This is a genomic window from Acinetobacter sp. LT1 (genome assembly GCF_059800965.1).
Genome location: NZ_JBBAXE010000001.1, coordinates 212,219 through 228,787 on the forward strand (window position 1 = coordinate 212,219; position 16,569 = coordinate 228,787).

Sequence of the window (16,569 nt, forward strand, 5' to 3'; positions counted from 1 at the left end):
AGTCGATAGAAATTCGTTAAGATCGTAGCAATTTAAACATTTTACTTTGATCTTTTCGAGCTGGACATAAAAAAGTGTTTGTCCCCGTGATTAAAGTCAACGATATAGACAATATTTAGGTAGCCAAATGATCGACTCAGAAGGTTTCCGACCGAATGTCGGGATCATTTTGGCAAACGATGATGGACAGGTTTTATGGGCAAAGCGCATTGGTCACAATGCTTGGCAATTTCCACAAGGAGGCATCCAGTTTGGAGAAACCCCTGAACAGGCACTTTTTCGAGAACTGAGAGAAGAAATCGGCTTATTGCCCGAACATGTCCAGATTATTGCGCAAACCAAAGGATGGCTGCGTTATCGTTTGCCACATCGGTACATTCGGTCAGACTCTGACCCCGTATGTATCGGACAGAAACAAAAATGGTTTTTACTGAAGTTAACTGCGCCTGCAAAAAATATTCAGTTAAACCTCTCCGACCCGCCCGAATTCGATGAATGGCAGTGGGTTAGCTATTGGTATCCTCTTGGACAAGTGGTGAACTTCAAGCGTGATGTTTATCGTAAAGCCATGGTGGAGTTGTGTACACAGTTGCCGATGCAACAATTACCCTAAAAATCATTTATCTAGCAAATGATTTTTATTAAAAGTGCTGTTATAAATACATTCATAGTCTAAAAAAATACTGGAGTATACATCCATGTCAAACATGCAACTCGACACTCTACGGCGCATTGTCCAAGAGGTTAATGCGTCCGTCAGTTTGCATGAATCATTAGACATCATGGTTAATCAGGTTGCTGAGGCCATGAAAGTGGATGTTTGTTCTATTTATTTACTCGATGAACGCAATCAGCGTTATGTATTAATGGCCTCTAAAGGCTTAAATCCAGAATCTGTAGGTCATGTTTCTTTGCAACTCGGTGAAGGCTTGGTTGGTCTGGTCGGGCAGCGTGAAGAAATTGTTAACCTTGACAATGCGCCAAAACATGAGCGTTTCTTGTATCTACCAGAAACAGGCGAAGAAATTTATAACTCATTCCTTGGCGTACCAGTTATGTATCGTCGTAAGGTTATGGGTGTTTTGGTTGTCCAAAACAAACTTCCTCAAGATTTTAGTGAAGCTGCCGAGTCCTTTTTAGTTACGCTGTGTGCTCAGCTTTCTGGCGTTATTGCTCATGCTCATGCAGTAGGTAATATTGACGTATTTCGTAAGCCGAGTAATGGACCTGCCTATAAAACCTTCCAGGGTGCTTCAGGTGCAGGTGGCGTTGCTTTAGGTCGTGCTATTATTTTATATCCGCCTGCCGATTTGGGTTCTGTGCCTGATCGTGAAGCAGAAGATATTAGTGATGAACTTCGAATTTTAGATCAAGCCATTTCATCAGTACGTTCAGAGATTCGTTCTCTGGATGAAAAAATGCATGATTCACTCATGGCCGAAGAGCGCGCTTTATTTAGTGTTTTCTTAAGAATGCTAGATGAAAATGCATTACCAGCAGAAATTAAAGAACTTATCCGTGATGGACATTGGGCACAAGGTGCAGTACGTCGTGTCATTGAAAAACACACTGCCCTTTTTGCACAAATGGAAGACGACTATCTTCGTGAGCGAGTTTCTGATCTTAAAGATTTAGGGCGACGTATTTTAGCTTCTTTGCAAGAAGAAGACTCTAGCCATCGTGACCTGAGTCCGGACAGTATTTTAATTGGTGAAGAAATTAGTACTGCTGCTCTCGTTGAGTTGCCAGTAGACAATATTGCAGCGATTGTGACATCCGAAGGTGCAGCCAACTCACATATGGTGATTGTTGCTCGTGCATTAGGTATTCCAACCGTAGTTGGTGTAACTGAACTGCCAGTGAACACACTTGATGATGCAGAAATGATTGTGGATGCCTATCAGGGCCGTGTTTTTGTAAACCCTCCACGTCGTTTACGTCAACGCTATAAAGAAATTCAGAAAGAAGATGAACAAATCGCAAAAGATCTCAAACAATACGAGACCAAAGAAGCGATTACTCCAGATGGTGTGTCTGTTCAGCTCTATGTGAACACGGGCCTCATGATTGACGTAGTACGCGGAGTACAACGTGGTGCTCAAGGCGTAGGTCTATACCGAAGTGAAATTCCATTCATGTTACGGGAACGTTTCCCAGGTGAAGAAGAACAACGCGCAATCTACCGTCAACAATTGAGCCATTTCGCCAACAAACCTGTGGTGATGCGAACTCTGGATATTGGTGCTGATAAAGACTTGCCGTATTTCAGTATTGAAGAAGAAAACTCGGCATTAGGCTGGCGCGGTATTCGTTTCACGCTTGATCATCCTGAGATTTTCTCGTCACAAATTCGCGCCATGCTCAAAGCCAGTATTGGTTTAAATAATTTGCATATTTTATTGCCAATGGTCACTACAGTCAGTGAAGTAGAAGAAGTACTTTATTTACTTGAGCGTGACTGGATTGCAGTGCAAGAAGAAGAGCAAGTTAAAATTACCAAACCAAAAATTGGAATTATGGTTGAGGTGCCGAGCGTACTGCTACAAATTGATGAGTTTGCCGAACTCGTCGATTTCTTCTCGGTCGGTTCAAATGACTTAACCCAGTATTTACTTGCAGTTGACCGTAATAATCCACATGTGGCAAACGTTTACTCACACTTTCACCCATCCATTCTACGTGCGCTAACCCGCTTAGTTAAAGAATGTCATGAATACAAAAAACCTATCAGTATTTGTGGTGAGATGGCAGGTGATCCATTATCAGCAATTCTGCTCATGGCGATGGGCTTCAATACCCTTTCGATGAGTTCGAGTAACATTTTGCGAGTAAGAAAAGCAATTTGTCATGTCCCTATGACAGATGCACAAAAATTGCTGGATGATGTCATGAAAATGAATAATCCACTCATCGTGAAAAGTTGGCTTGAGTACTATTTTAAAACTCACGGTTTAGCTGATATGGTGAAATCGAATCGAATCGTAAATGTTTAATATATAAACAATAAAGGAGAGCAATGCTCTCCTTTATTCATTTGAGATCGCTTCTACTACAACTCAATATAAAAAATTTCATCTCACTATTGCCGCCATCTTAATCTATTAAATAAACATATAATCGGTTTTTTAAATCAATATTGACAGTTTAATCCATTTGAAAAATAAGACTCCTACTCCTAGTATATTTACAGAGCGTTATTAAAAGATCTTACGTTGTTCCAACAATTGAAGAGGTAATTCTATGCATCGTTATTTACAAGTTTCATCTTATTTTTCCTCTTGTTTTTTAACCTTCATGCAGTAAATTGGAGGAATAACAAGTAAAGGAATCTGATGCATTATTAAATAAAAAATAATGGCCGACATCTCAGTGAAAAGACTTTTAAACGGTTTCTCTCACCATTTGTTCTCCCATTTCTTTATTTAGTAAACATGAGTTTTTAAACCAGAAGTCCAGGAAAATGAGCCCTAACATTTTACGAAGAGCTCAATAATTATTACCCAGAGAGAATATAACCATGTCAGACGAATCAAAATGCCCTTTTTCAGGCCATAAATCAAAATCAGAGGTAACGGTCGGTGGTGGCACGCCTAGTTTACACTGGTGGCCAAAACAACTACGCGTCGACCTACTCAACCAACATTCAGAACGCTCTAATCCACTCGGTAAAGAATTTAATTACCGTCAAGAATTTAAAAAACTCGACTACTACACCCTCAAAGCTGATATCAAAAATGTATTAACCGATTCTCAAGATTGGTGGCCAGCCGATTGGGGAAATTATACAGGCTTATTTATTCGATTAGCATGGCATGCTGCCGGTACATATCGCATGGGCGATGGTCGTGGTGGTGCTGGTCGTGGTCAACAACGTTTTGCGCCATTAAATAGTTGGCCTGACAATGCAAGCTTAGATAAAGCACGCCGCTTATTATGGCCAGTTAAACAAAAATACGGTCAAAAAATATCGTGGGCAGATTTATTTATTCTTGCTGGAAACATCGCACTTGAATCTTCAGGTTTCCGCACCTTCGGTTTTGGTGCAGGTCGTGAAGATGTTTGGGAACCAGACAACGATGTAAACTGGGGCGATGAAAAAGAATGGTTAGCTCATCGCAACTCTGAAGCATTGGAAGGCAGCAATCTAGCTGCAACCGAAATGGGTCTAATTTATGTAAACCCTGAAGGCCCACAAGCCAGCGGTGACCCTAAATCAGCTGCACCATTTATTCGCGCGACTTTCGGTAATATGGCAATGGATGATGAAGAAATTGTTGCCTTAATCGCAGGCGGTCATACTTTAGGTAAAACTCACGGCGCTGCCTCTGCTGACCATGTTCAGGCTGATCCTGAGGGAGCATCAATTGAACAAATGGGCTTTGGCTGGTCAAACAGTTTTGGCACTGGTGTGGGTAAAGATGCAATCACCTCAGGTTTAGAAGTGATTTGGTCACAAACACCAACACAATGGAGCAATTACTTCTTTGAAAACCTATTCAAATACGAGTGGGTACAAGAGCGCTCACCTGCTGGTGCAATTCAATGGGTAGCAGCAGATGCTGAGGCAATCATTCCAGATCCATTCGACCCATCAGTTAAACGTAAGCCAACAATGCTTACTACAGATTTGACCTTACGTTTTGATCCTGAGTTTGAAAAGATCTCTCGTCGTTTCCTTAACGATCCACAAGCATTTGCCAATGCTTTTGCTCGCGCTTGGTTCAAATTAACTCACCGTGATATGGGGCCAAAAGCACGTTATTTAGGTCCTGAAGTTCCGGCTGAAGACTTAATCTGGCAAGACCCATTACCTGCTGCCAGCGCTATACCATCTGCTGCTAGCATAGATGATGCAAAAGCAAAAATTGTTGCATTAGGATTATCTGCTGGTGAGCTAGTTTCCCTTGGTTGGGCTTCGGCATCCACGTTCCGTGGTGGAGACAAGCGTGGCGGTGCAAATGGTGCACGTATTGCTTTATCGCCACAACGTGAATGGGACGTAAATAAAAAAGCAGTTGAGACTTTAACTAAAATTGAAGAACTCAAAGCTTCTACTCAATTATCATTAGCTGATTTAATCGTGCTTGCAGGTAATGTTGGTGTAGAACAAGCTGCTCAAGCGGCAGGTTTCAACATTAGCGTTCCATTTGCCCCTGGTCGTGTTGATGCAATACAAAGTCAAACTGATGTCGAATCTTTCCAATTATTGCTCGGCCTTGCCGATGGTTTTAGAAACTGGAAAAAAGAGGGTGTCAGTGCAACAACTGAGGCATTATTAATTGATAAAGCACAACAACTGACTTTGACTGCACCAGAGTTAACTGCATTGATTGGTGGCTTACGTGTACTGGGCACCAACTGGGATGGCTCACAACATGGTGTATTCACTCAGCAAGTTGGTGTACTCAGCACAGACTTCTTTACGAATTTACTCGACATGTCTACTGCATGGGCACCTGTTGACTCAACAAGCGAAGTCTTTGAAGGCAAAGATCGTAAAACAGGCGCAGTAAAATTTACCGCAACACGTAATGATTTAGTTTTCGGTTCAAACTCAATCTTACGTGCATTAGCCGAAGTTTATGCTCAGGCAGATGGTAAAGAAAAATTTGTTCAAGACTTTGTTGCTGCATGGACTAAAGTCATGAATCTTGACCGTTTTGACTTAGCTTAATTTAAGTCAAAATAGTAAAAAGCCAGTTCACTTTGAGCTGGCTTTTTTAATATCAAGCATCGTTTTTTAAACAGTCAGTTTGTGTCCTTCCCGAATGCAATAAAAAGGATTTGCAAGCTTTGAAGAAGCTTTAATTGCCTGCGCTAGAGCATGCTCTGGGTCTTCTCGGTCTTCATCAGTCAACTGGAAAGTTCGATAGTGAATCGCAATAGAACGATGAGCCTGTAAATCAAAGTGCGCATGTAGCGCATCTTGCGGGTTCATATGAACATAGCTCATCAATTCACGTGGCTCATACGCACCTATTGGAAGTAAGGCAACTCGTGGTGCGCCATAACGAGCATGTATTTGCTTAAAATGACCCGCATAACCGGTATCACCCGCAAAGAAACAATGACCTGTTTTAGCCACGACCGAAAAGCCGCCCCAAAGTGCCTTATTCTGGTCGCGCAAACCACGACCTGAACCATGCTGTGCAGGTGTATAGATTATTCTTAATTCGTGATAAGGAATTTCTTGCCACCAATCCATCTCAATGACATGGAACTCTTTAGGTAGATAAAAACCATTCCCGAGTCCAGTGTAAATTGGCATTGCGAATTTTTTATGTAGCCATTCAAGTGTTGCCAAGTCCATATGGTCATAATGATTATGACTGAGCAAAACTCCATGAATCGTCGGTAATTGTTCTAGTGCAAAACCTGCTGGGCATACACGGCGTGGGCCACGCCCTTGTGAAGGACTTGCATAATCACACCACACTGGGTCGGTAATAAAGTTATAAGGACCAATCTGAACCAATACCGTTGCATGCCCAACGAACCAGACTTGCCAATCATCCAGATCTGCCTGAGGTCGATTTTGCGGCAAAGCTACAGCCGTATTTACACGAGTTTCATATTCATTTTGAATATCCACTTTCCATGTAAAAGACTCACGCGTAACTAACCAACGCAATAACTCTTTTGAGCCACGAGCAGGTGACTTAGGCTGTTGATTATAAAAACGTGTATCCGTTTCATGCCCAGACTCGGGATGACAAAAAGGAGGTTTTATCCATGTATGCGTCCAACAGGACTGAGTCGGCAATTGATATGTTAATGTCGGCTTGTCTTTCATGGGCTTTTCTATGTTTTAGCATCAGCAGAATGGATGTGATCAGGTTTCTATCTTAACGATTAAAACAAATTAAGCTATGGCACTTACACTTATTTATCATATAAATATCCATTTTATCGTGGTCATAGCCAACCTAAGTTAAATTAGAGTGCCATAAAAAGCACTTAGATGTGTTGAGTTTATGCGTCAGTAATTACCATTCTTACTAAGACTTCTTGTATAACATAACAATTAGAAGATGACGAAAAGCCGCCATAGAACCTGTCTATTTCATCTTTGTCGCCCGTAATTTTTAACTTAAGATTCTTCTGTGCAATGAAAACAATATATTTAGTAACAATTACATTTGGGTAGATCTTAGTGACCTCTAGGTTATAAATTTATTTTATTATTCTAGTTTTTGCATAATATGAGAATTTCTTAAATGAATATTTAAATCCTTTAAAAAATTCTTTGATTAATTAAAAATAATGTATTTATTATTTAATTATTAATATATTTTATGAATTATTTGAGCTTATATTCCCATATTAAATCTTTAATGAAAATTAAAATTCCATTTATTTTATAAATACCTAAATCACCTTCACGCTATATCTATTTATGCTTTATACTTCACTTAAATCATAGTAAGACATTTTTTGGATTAGTCTTATGGAACTACGCCATCTCCGATATTTCATTACCGTTGCTGAAGAATTAAATTTTAGTAAAGCCGCTCTTAAACTTTTTACTGCACAGCCCTCTCTTAGCCAACAAATTAAAGATTTAGAAGAAGACGTTGGTGTACGACTTTTAAACCGCACAAAACGCAAAGTTGAGTTAACAGAAGAAGGCGAAGTATTTTTAGAACATGCTCGACTCACCCTCGCTCAGGCTGAAAAAGCGGTCGCTATGGCACGACAAGTTTCTAAGGCTAAACAGCAATTGTTACGTATCGGTTTCGTTCCCATCGCAGAAATGAAAATTTTCCCTTATGTACTTCCTAATCTTCGACTACAACACCCCGACCTTACTATTGAACTATCTAATTTAAACAATACTGAACAGCTTAAAGCCTTAAAAAAAGGAGAGCTGGACATTACGTTTACCCGTGAAAATACAGATAGTGATGAAATACAAAGCCAATTTGTTTTAACTGAACCCCTGATTTTCTTACTTCCTAAAAATCATCCACTTGCTCAATATGATCGAATCCCAGTCCATGCTTTACAAGGTATTGACTTTATCATTCCGGCAGCCGAACAATCACAAACCTTACATAACACCATTTTAGATTTCGCTAAAACTCATAACATCGAACTGAATATTGTTCAAAAAGCAGATAGCATATTGTTCAACATTAACTCTCTTGGTTCTGGATTAGGCTGTACAATTTTACCTGCCTATGTTGCGCCTTTAGGCATCAAAAACACGATAGTTCGTCCACTTGATGTCGACTTACCAACGCTTGATTTATTCGTAAACTATCGTAAAAACTCACAGTCTTTAGGCGTTCAAAAATTCATTGACCAGCTCACTAAAGTATTTCATTTAGATAAAAACTTAAACCACGCTTAATTATTACGAATAATTTTATTATTAAGCGCATGATTAATAAGATCATCTTTATAAAAAGTATAAATAAATATTCCTTTTATTTATTTTATACTTTTTATAAACAGTTTAATCCACGGTAATGTCCTATTTTACCTAATAGGTAAAATTAAATATCTCATGAATATAAATGAAAAGAATTGAAATAAAATCTATATAAAACCATATATTATTTTCACCATTTAATAAAAAATAATATATTTCCCGTGTAATAAAGGAGACTAGGAAAATGGTTGGCGTATTTCAACATCTAGGACGTAGTGTACAAAACCGCCCACATTTCTTTATTGCTTTATTCATAGGTATTGTCACAGCCGGTATTTTGACATGGTTAACATCATGGAAGTGGTCAACTATTTTATTAGTCAGCTGGAATGCTTCCGTTAGCATATATTTACTACATGTTTGGGAACTCATGAAAAGTGCCGACCATTCACAAATGCAACAGCAAGCTAAAAAACAAGATGAAAGCAAATGGGTCATTATGCTGATTGTTTTATTAGCATTAATCATGTGTTTGGTTGCTATTCTAATTCAACTGTCACAACTCCCTTCCGACAGTTCTGCGAAGTTAGGTCATGTGGCTTTAGCTTTACTCACCATTGTGTCTGCATGGCTTTTTATGCATACCGTTTTTGCTCTACATTATGCCCATGATTTTTATATGGCTTTATCTAGAAATGAGGAAAATGGAGGGTTAGATTTCCCTGGTACAAAACAGCCAACTTATCCTGATTTTCTATATTTTAGTTATATTATTGGTACTTCTGCTCAAACTGCGGACGTGTCAATTACCACCAAGCATATGCGTCTTTTAAACTTATTTCACGCTGTGTTGTCTTTTGGATTTAATACCACCATTTTAGCGATTTGTATTAACGTTGCTGCTGGCTTTCTTACCAATTAAAACCTTTATTTGAAAACAAAAAAGCCACCCCTTTGGGTGACTTTTAAGAATATTAGGTTTACAGCAGTTGCCCCATAGTACTTTGTTTTAAGCCTTCACGCTGTTTGATCGTTTCAACATAACGGGTAATAGCAGGATGTGATTCAATCGCATTCATTTTTAACTGCCATAAAAGCATTGCTCCCACACTTACATCTGCTGCGGTAAATTGCTCACCACATACATACGGATTCGCTTCACTCAATCCTTGAACTAAAGCTTGATAAGCATCGTTGTAATCGCCATAGCCAACAAACATTTTTTGCTCAGGTGATATTTCTATTCCTAAAGCTTTATCAACACCCGCAGCTTCCCAAGGGCCCGCCATCACAAATAACCAACGATAGTACAAACCACGTTTCGGATCATCTAAAGCAGGAGCCAAACCTTTATCACTAAACTTATCAGCCAAATAAGCACAGATTGCACCCAACTCATAAATCACGACATCGCCATCTACCAATACCGGCACTTTTCCAAAAGGATTAAGTTTTAGATATTCAGGCGATTTCATCTCGGTCTTATATGCGACTTCAATTCGTTCACATTCAACACCTAACTCGACCAAAAGCCAGTCAATAACTACACCACGTGACTCTTTGTTAGTATAAAGTTTAAGGCTCATTCTTATTGCTCCTTGTTTATCGTAGTTCCTAGTTTACAAATAACTTTTGTCAGTTTTTGTCAGTAGTCCTTTGCATTTCTTGTTTCCACCATCTTTGAAACAGATGTTTTTTAAATTCAGGATATATTTCCTCACTCATTTGCAAGTCATGGATACGATCTATCCGAAAATGGCGAAATGCCTGCCGTAATTCACACCAAGCAGCAAGTACAACTTTGTCATGTAAATACCCTAAAGCAAAAGGCCAAAGTGAACGTTCACTTAACCGTTTTTGCTCATCGCAATAATCGACTTTTATTTTTACTTGTTTACGAATCGCTAAACGTACTTGTTCTACTAAAGCTTCATCAACCGGATGCCAGTAATGTGTAACGCCTAGCGTCATGTCATCGATCAAATATTTCCGGTGCTCAGGTAGAACTGCATAAAGTTTAGAATAGATTGAAACGGCTGCCGATTTCATTGCCTGATCTGGAACGTCTTTCAACCACTCTAAAGCTAAAAATAGAGCTTCGGCTTCATTCTCATTAAAAGTAACTGGTGGTAATAAGATGTCTTCTTTAAGCTGAAAACCCAAGCCTGCTGAGGCATCAATTCTTACACCTTGCTCACGTAAGCTATCAATATCTCGATAGACACTTCGAACACTAATGTTTAAGCTTTCAGCCAAGACTTGTGCTGTGATTGGGTAACGGGCTTCACGGAGCTGTTGTAAAAGATTTAATAGACGAATTGAACGGCTCATTTTTCTCTTCTTATTGTTTTGTTATTCAGCTTAAAAAAAGAGGGAACGTATTCCCTCTTTAATACTATTTCAATTTAAGCGACATCTACAGTAGGTAACTGAGTATACCCTCTCAAAAAGCTGTGAAGCTCTTGTACATCTTTAGCAATCGTTAAAGGTTGAAACTTTTGCAGAACTTCAACCGAATGTACGCCATAGCCTACTCCGATACGCGGCATCCCTAAACGCTGTGCCATCTCAAGATCATAGCTGCTGTCACCAATCATGACTGCTTGCTCAACACTCACTCCAGTGACTGTTAAAATTTCTTGCAGCATGAGCGGATCTGGTTTTGAACGTGTTTCGTTGGCTGCCCGAGTCACATCAAAAAGATGAGTACTTTGTGTTTTTGCGATTACACGGTCTAACCCACGGCGGTTCTTACCTGTCGCTACAGCAAGTTTTAAACCTTGGGCTTTTAAATCATGGAGTAGTTCAGAAATACCCTCAAACCATGCATCACTAGTCGAGTTCGCGATATAGTGATCACCATATACCTTTAAGATCGAGTCATGCAATTCTGGCGCTTCTGGAAATAAGGTCTGCATCACCTCAGGCAAGCCTAAACCGATAATACTTTTTGCGGCTTCATCGCTTAGAGGCAGTTCATGTTGCTCTGCTGCATGTTGTAAGCTGGCAACAATCTGGCCAACAGAGTTATATAAAGTTCCATCCCAGTCAAAAATAACTAATTCGGTTTTCAGACTCATTTTGCTACTCTCAAAGCCTTTAATAACTGGGTCATGTCTTCTGGTAACGGCGCTTCAATCGGTGGATAACCCGGAATATCTAAACGCATCGCGTGTAAACATAAACGTCGTGCCTGCGGACCTGAGTACTCAGTGGTGTGTCCATATTTATCATCACCCAACAACGGATGTCCAATACTTAAGCCATGGACACGAATTTGATGGGTACGACCTGATAACGGCGATGCATGAACCAAAGTGGCATTTTTAAAACGCTCTGCAACAACCCATTCGGTTTTACTTGGCTTACCTTCTTTGGACACACGTACACGACGCTCGCCATTGGCTAACTCGTAACGAAATAGAGGAGCATCAATGAGTTGTTTATCGAGACTCACCTGACCTTTTACAATTGCCGCATAAGTCTTACGAATTTTGTGCTCACGCAACATATCTTGTAGCAGCTTTAAAGTACTACGTTTCTTGCTAATCATGACCAGCCCAGAGGTGTCACGGTCGATGCGGTGAATTAGTTCTAAATATTTTTTACCTGTCGCTGCGCGTAAAGCCTCAATCAAACCATACGCCACACCACTACCACCATGTACAGCAATACCTGATGGTTTATTTATGACTAACAGGCCTTCATCTTCATAAACCACACGGCTGAGTAGGCTCTGTGCTACACTATCACTCACAGGAGCAGCGGTTTCATCCTTTTGTTCATAGCGAATAGGTGCAACACGAATCTGATCTCCAATCTCTAATTTGGTCTCAGCTTTAATACGTTTTTTGTTTACTCGAACCTGACCTTCACGAATCAAACGATAAATACGACTCTTAGGTACACCCTTTAAACGCGAAAACAGGAAATTATCAATTCGCTGTCCTGCTTGATGTTCATCCACCTCAAACCAAGTGACACTTTGCCATTGCTGTGTAGAATTCATACTAATATTTAAACCTGAAATTTTGCTAAATTTGATTAATAAATGACCGATTAGCTTAGTTTTTTCACAAGAAATCTAAGCTTAGCCCATAGGCAGATGCTGCAAGGTTTGATATAGTCAGCGCACGGATACCGCCGTAAGTGAACATCTAATAGGGAATTTCCCTGATTGAAACCTCAATCAAAATGATGCTTTCATCACCAGCTCGGATTGGTCCTAAAGAATTATGCCGACGCCGAAGGCTTATTATATCGGCAAAATGACAAACTGTTGCGTTTAATTCAGTTTGTTCAAAAAAATATGTTACCAACTCTAGTTGGTTATGGAACGTAAACTGATACACATCAGACAAATCGCTCCTTAATGTTGCCTTCAGGCTAAAGCGTTGATGCATTGGAACTGCCGAAAGCACCGATACGATGAGCATTCCGTATCAAACTTCCAAAAAGAAGTCACTTCGCGCCCAATGACAGTGAAAGTCATTAACCAATGCACCGCTCACCCGCCAGTGAAGCACTAAGGAAGTCCGATTTAAAGGTTGAAGCAGTATTGCCTACATCACAGACGAGAATCGAAGCTAAGGCTAAATGTAGCCGGTAACAGATGACTCAGACCACAAATATTTTGAGATCTGGGAAATGATCCGTCATGTTCGATGTTCGTTCAGAACCTTTAAGTTTGTGCGATATGTTTGTGTGGGTCACTATTAGGTGTCACACCCATGAAACGTATGTTGATTAATGCAACTCACGCAGAAGAAGTCCGCGTTGCACTTATCACTGGTAATCGTCTTTACGATTTTGATTTAGAGAATCGTACCCGAGAACAGAAAAAATCCAATATCTATAAAGGCCATGTAACCCGCGTAGAACCATCTTTAGAAGCTGTTTTTGTTGAATACGGCGCAGGCCGTCAAGGCTTCTTGTCTATGCGCGAAATTGCTAACAGTTATTTCCAAGCAGACCCACGACAAACTTCAAACATTCGTGAACTTATCACTGAAGGTACTGAATTACTTGTTCAAGTCGAAAAAGAAGAACGTGGCAATAAAGGTGCAGCTCTTTCTACCTTTATTTCACTTGCAGGACGTTATTTGGTTCTTATGCCAAACAACCCGAAAGGTGGCGGTATTAGTCGTCAAATTTCAGGTTCTGTACGTGAAGAATTAAAAGAAATTTTAGCTTCTTTAAATTTACCACGTGGTATGAGCGTTATTGTACGTACCGCTGGTATTGGCCGTACCCAAGAAGAATTACAGTTGGACTTACAGCATTTGCTTGACCTTTGGGCACAAATCCAAGGCACAGCGAGCTCTGGTCCTTCTCCAATGCTGGTTCATCAAGAAGCTGGTGTTGTTACTCGTGCTATCCGCGATTATTTACGTGATGATGTTGCAGAAATTTTAATTGATAGCGAACAGGCTTATAACGAAGCTTATAACTTTGTTAAAGCAGTGATGCCACGTCAATTAGACAAACTCAAAACTTATACTTTAAACGAGCCATTGTTTGCTCATTTTGGCATTGAAAGCCAAATTCAAACTGCTTATGAACGTGAAGTAAAACTTCCTTCTGGCGGTTCAATCGTGATTGACCAGACCGAAGCTTTAGTTTCAATCGACATTAACTCTGCGAAATCGACTCGTGGACATGACGTTGAAGAAACTGCGCTGAATACTAACTTAGAAGCGGCAGAAGAAATTGCTCGCCAACTTCGTCTTCGTGACATTGGTGGTTTAGTTGTAATCGACTTCATCGATATGACTAAAGAGCGCAACCAACGCATGGTTGAAGCAAAACTTCGTGAAGCAACTCAAAGCGATCGCGCACGTATTCAGTTTGGCCAACTTTCTCGTTTTGGCTTAATGGAAATGAGCCGTCAACGCTTACGTCCATCTCTTGAAGAAGCAACAGGTTATGTGTGCCCACGCTGTCATGGTACAGGCATGGTTCGTGACTTACGCTCACTTTCGCTTTCTATTATGCGTAAAGTAGAAGAGATCGCGCTTCGTGAACGTCATGGTGAAGTACAAGTAGAAGTACCTGTTGAAATTGCAGCATTCTTGCTCAATGAAAAACGTCATAGTCTTGTTTATTTAGAACAAACTTCTAGTGTGCGTGTGACTGTTTTGCCTCACCCGCACTTAGAAACACCTCACTACGAAATTCAGTACAATCCAGATGGATTTGCCCCATCTAGCTACGAACGTACTGAAGCAACTCGTTCAAGTGAAAAAGAGTTAGGTTATGAATCTTCTGAATGGCATTTAGAAGAAGCTGATCATGGCCATACTCATGCAGCCCCTGCTGCCAATAACGCAGCTAACCAAAAGAAAGTAAATCAAGCGGCTCAACCTGCTGCTCAGGCAAGCACTCAAAAAGCAGCAAGCCCATGTGCATGGTTAGAAAACCTTTTTGTTCAAAAACAAGCTCAAACAGTTGATCAATCTCGCTCAGCACAAAATGCTGCTGCCGCAATTGAACAAATGGTGAATACAGGCGCTGTTAGCCGTGGGCAGTTTGGACAAGTCGTAGCACCAGCTGTTGCTGAAGTTACTTCTACTCCATCTAACAATGCTTATATTTCTCAATCTCCTGTTAAGCAGGAAGCACGTGAGAATGTTGAAAAAGACGATAAAGTACAACAGCAACGTCCAAACAACAAAAAACGTAAGCACAAAGAGCAACGTGAACAACATCAGCACCACCACAATCAAGAACCACAGCAACAACAGGTTCATGAAGAGGTTGTACAGTTATCACGCCAAGAGCAACGTGAATTAAAACGTCAACAAAAGCGTCAACAGCAAGACCAGCCGCATGCACAACATCAAAATGATGGGCAACAAGCTGAACATGCAGTACCGCGTCGTGACCGTAATAATCAACAACGTCCAAACCGCCCGAATCGCCACCGCGATCCAAGCGTATTAAATGAAAATCAAAATACGCCAGCACCTGCAGTTGTTGATGAAAAACAAGTTAAGGTTGATTTGATTGATGCTCCACAGCATGAAGTCATGAATACAGCCTTAGTCATCAATGTTGATCAAGCACAAAGCGAAATTATTGCTTTAACGCCTGAGCAACCTGTTGAACGTACTGAAAAAGCACCTGTTGTTGAAGCTACTCAAGAACCAGCTCCAGCACCAGTTGTGGCACTGGAAGAGACGGTAACTGCTGAAGCAGAAGCTCCTCAACCAAAGGCTGAGAAAACTCAACCGCAAATTCAACGTGCGAGCAATGATCCTCGTATGCGTCGCCGTGAACAACGCAACGCAAAACGAGCTAAAGCTGTTACACCATCAATTGCCCCATCGCAAATTCCAACGTTGGCGCAATATACAATTGGTAGCTTGATCCGTCATGTTTACGGTGAAGACTGCACAGTATTGATTGAACAGTTTGGTTTAGTTCCAACATTCAATCGTGCATTGCAGAAATTTGCAGAGCAATACGCAAGTACTCTAGTGACTGAAGTCGCAGCTGAAGCTGAAGACAAAAAGCCTGTTACTCGTGATGCCGAGCTTCCAAGCAATAAGCCTTCACAAGAAGCAGAACCTGCGCCAGTACTTCCGTTGACGCCACCAAAAGAAGCTACACCACGTGTTGCTAATGATCCGCGTGAACGCCGTCGTTTAGCGAAACTTGCTGCTGAACAAGCTTTTGAGCAAGTTAAACAACAACATTCTGCACCAGAAGAAGCTGCCCCTGTAGCGATGACTGTAGAAGAAACCGTTATTGCTCCTACTGCTGAAACACAAGCACCTGTTGAATCAAAACAACAACCGCTTGAGCTTAATCAGGAAACTGAAGTAGCAGCTAATGTAGAAGAGACACCAGCGACAACTGTAGTAGAAGCTCCGGTTGCGAAACAGCCAAAAGCAGCTGCAAAAGCCAAAGCAACTACAGAACAAGCTGTAGAGCCAACTGAAGCTCCTGCCGAGAGTGAATCAGAAGATTCTAAAGCTGATAAGGACAAACCAAGTCGTCCTCGTCGCCCTCGTGGCCGTCCACCAAAGAAAGCAAATCCTGTAGCTGAGTAAATCATTTGCTCAATTGCAGCTAATTTAAACAAACCTAGTCATTTCGATGACTAGGTTTTTTTTGTTATTTTTAACCAATTAGGTTGATTGCACTAGAAGAAAAGTTTTAAAAGCATGGTGAACCATGAAAAATACTGTACT

General features: G+C 40.6%; 11 protein-coding genes. 6 read left to right on the forward strand and 5 right to left on the reverse strand.

Going from position 1 to position 16,569, the window contains the following annotated elements; translation table 11 throughout:
* The first annotated feature begins 127 nt into the window (after positions 1-127).
* From WBW42_RS01010 to katG, 3 genes are all read left to right on the forward strand, one after another.
* A complete protein-coding gene (locus WBW42_RS01010) occupies positions 128-613 on the forward strand; it encodes an RNA pyrophosphohydrolase (RefSeq protein WP_000567255.1) in 486 nt (161 codons plus the stop codon).
* Positions 614-698: 85 nt separating this feature from the next.
* Positions 699-2,993, forward strand: a complete 2,295-nt coding sequence (ptsP, locus tag WBW42_RS01015) for a phosphoenolpyruvate--protein phosphotransferase (protein ID WP_005066019.1) — start codon at positions 699-701, stop codon at positions 2,991-2,993.
* A 524-nt stretch (positions 2,994-3,517) separates the two neighbouring features.
* Positions 3,518-5,674, forward strand: a complete 2,157-nt coding sequence (katG, locus tag WBW42_RS01020; protein WP_032056260.1) for a catalase/peroxidase HPI — start codon at positions 3,518-3,520, stop codon at positions 5,672-5,674.
* Between the two features lie 66 nt (positions 5,675-5,740).
* Here the strand turns inward: katG and WBW42_RS01025 are convergent, their stop codons facing one another.
* Positions 5,741-6,793 carry an MBL fold metallo-hydrolase gene (locus tag WBW42_RS01025; RefSeq protein ID WP_005066015.1) on the reverse strand — a complete coding sequence of 351 codons (1,053 nt, stop codon included), beginning with the start codon at positions 6,791-6,793 and terminating at the stop codon, positions 5,741-5,743.
* A gap of 654 nt (positions 6,794-7,447) precedes the next feature.
* Here WBW42_RS01025 and hcaR point away from each other — a divergent pair.
* Together hcaR and WBW42_RS01035 are read left to right on the forward strand one after the other, a co-directional pair.
* Positions 7,448-8,353: a DNA-binding transcriptional regulator HcaR gene (gene hcaR, locus WBW42_RS01030; protein ID WP_005066014.1), complete on the forward strand. Its 906-nt coding sequence runs from the start codon at positions 7,448-7,450 to the stop codon at positions 8,351-8,353.
* 265 nt (positions 8,354-8,618) lie between these two features.
* Complete coding sequence (locus WBW42_RS01035; protein WP_032056261.1) at positions 8,619-9,296, forward strand: DUF1345 domain-containing protein; 678 nt, start codon at positions 8,619-8,621, stop codon at positions 9,294-9,296.
* 58 nt (positions 9,297-9,354) lie between these two features.
* On the opposite strand, the gene WBW42_RS01040 is transcribed toward WBW42_RS01035, so the two are convergent.
* The 4 genes from WBW42_RS01040 to WBW42_RS01055 form a co-directional block, all read right to left on the reverse strand.
* Positions 9,355-9,960 (reverse strand): glutathione S-transferase family protein, encoded by a 606-nt coding sequence (locus WBW42_RS01040; protein ID WP_032056262.1) that lies wholly within the window; start codon positions 9,958-9,960, stop codon positions 9,355-9,357.
* Positions 9,961-10,009: 49 nt separating this feature from the next.
* Positions 10,010-10,705, reverse strand: coding sequence for a helix-turn-helix transcriptional regulator (locus tag WBW42_RS01045; protein ID WP_002114898.1), 696 nt, complete (start codon positions 10,703-10,705; stop codon positions 10,010-10,012).
* Positions 10,706-10,779: 74 nt separating this feature from the next.
* Positions 10,780-11,454 carry an HAD-IA family hydrolase gene (locus WBW42_RS01050; RefSeq protein ID WP_002115122.1) on the reverse strand — a complete coding sequence of 225 codons (675 nt, stop codon included), beginning with the start codon at positions 11,452-11,454 and terminating at the stop codon, positions 10,780-10,782.
* A complete protein-coding gene (locus WBW42_RS01055; RefSeq protein ID WP_002114926.1) occupies positions 11,451-12,383 on the reverse strand; it encodes an RluA family pseudouridine synthase in 933 nt (310 codons plus the stop codon). Before WBW42_RS01055 ends, WBW42_RS01050 begins: the two co-directional genes overlap by 4 nt.
* Before the next feature lie 721 nt (positions 12,384-13,104).
* Here WBW42_RS01055 and WBW42_RS01060 point away from each other — a divergent pair.
* Entirely contained in the window at positions 13,105-16,428 is a 3,324-nt protein-coding gene (locus tag WBW42_RS01060; protein WP_032056263.1) for an Rne/Rng family ribonuclease, read from the forward strand.
* The last annotated feature ends 141 nt before the right edge of the window (positions 16,429-16,569 follow it).

Coding starts and splice junctions, on each gene's coding strand:
- ptsP (WP_005066019.1), top strand. CDS start 699: ATGTCAAACATGCAACTCGACACTCTACGGCGCATTGTCCAAGAGGTT.
- katG (WP_032056260.1), top strand. CDS start 3,518: ATGTCAGACGAATCAAAATGCCCTTTTTCAGGCCATAAATCAAAATCA.
- WBW42_RS01025 (WP_005066015.1), bottom strand. CDS start 6,793: ATGAAAGACAAGCCGACATTAACATATCAATTGCCGACTCAGTCCTGT.
- WBW42_RS01050 (WP_002115122.1), bottom strand. CDS start 11,454: ATGAGTCTGAAAACCGAATTAGTTATTTTTGACTGGGATGGAACTTTA.
- WBW42_RS01010 (WP_000567255.1), top strand. CDS start 128: ATGATCGACTCAGAAGGTTTCCGACCGAATGTCGGGATCATTTTGGCA.
- WBW42_RS01055 (WP_002114926.1), bottom strand. CDS start 12,383: ATGAATTCTACACAGCAATGGCAAAGTGTCACTTGGTTTGAGGTGGAT.
- WBW42_RS01045 (WP_002114898.1), bottom strand. CDS start 10,705: ATGAGCCGTTCAATTCGTCTATTAAATCTTTTACAACAGCTCCGTGAA.
- hcaR (WP_005066014.1), top strand. CDS start 7,448: ATGGAACTACGCCATCTCCGATATTTCATTACCGTTGCTGAAGAATTA.
- WBW42_RS01060 (WP_032056263.1), top strand. CDS start 13,105: ATGAAACGTATGTTGATTAATGCAACTCACGCAGAAGAAGTCCGCGTT.
- WBW42_RS01040 (WP_032056262.1), bottom strand. CDS start 9,960: ATGAGCCTTAAACTTTATACTAACAAAGAGTCACGTGGTGTAGTTATT.
- WBW42_RS01035 (WP_032056261.1), top strand. CDS start 8,619: ATGGTTGGCGTATTTCAACATCTAGGACGTAGTGTACAAAACCGCCCA.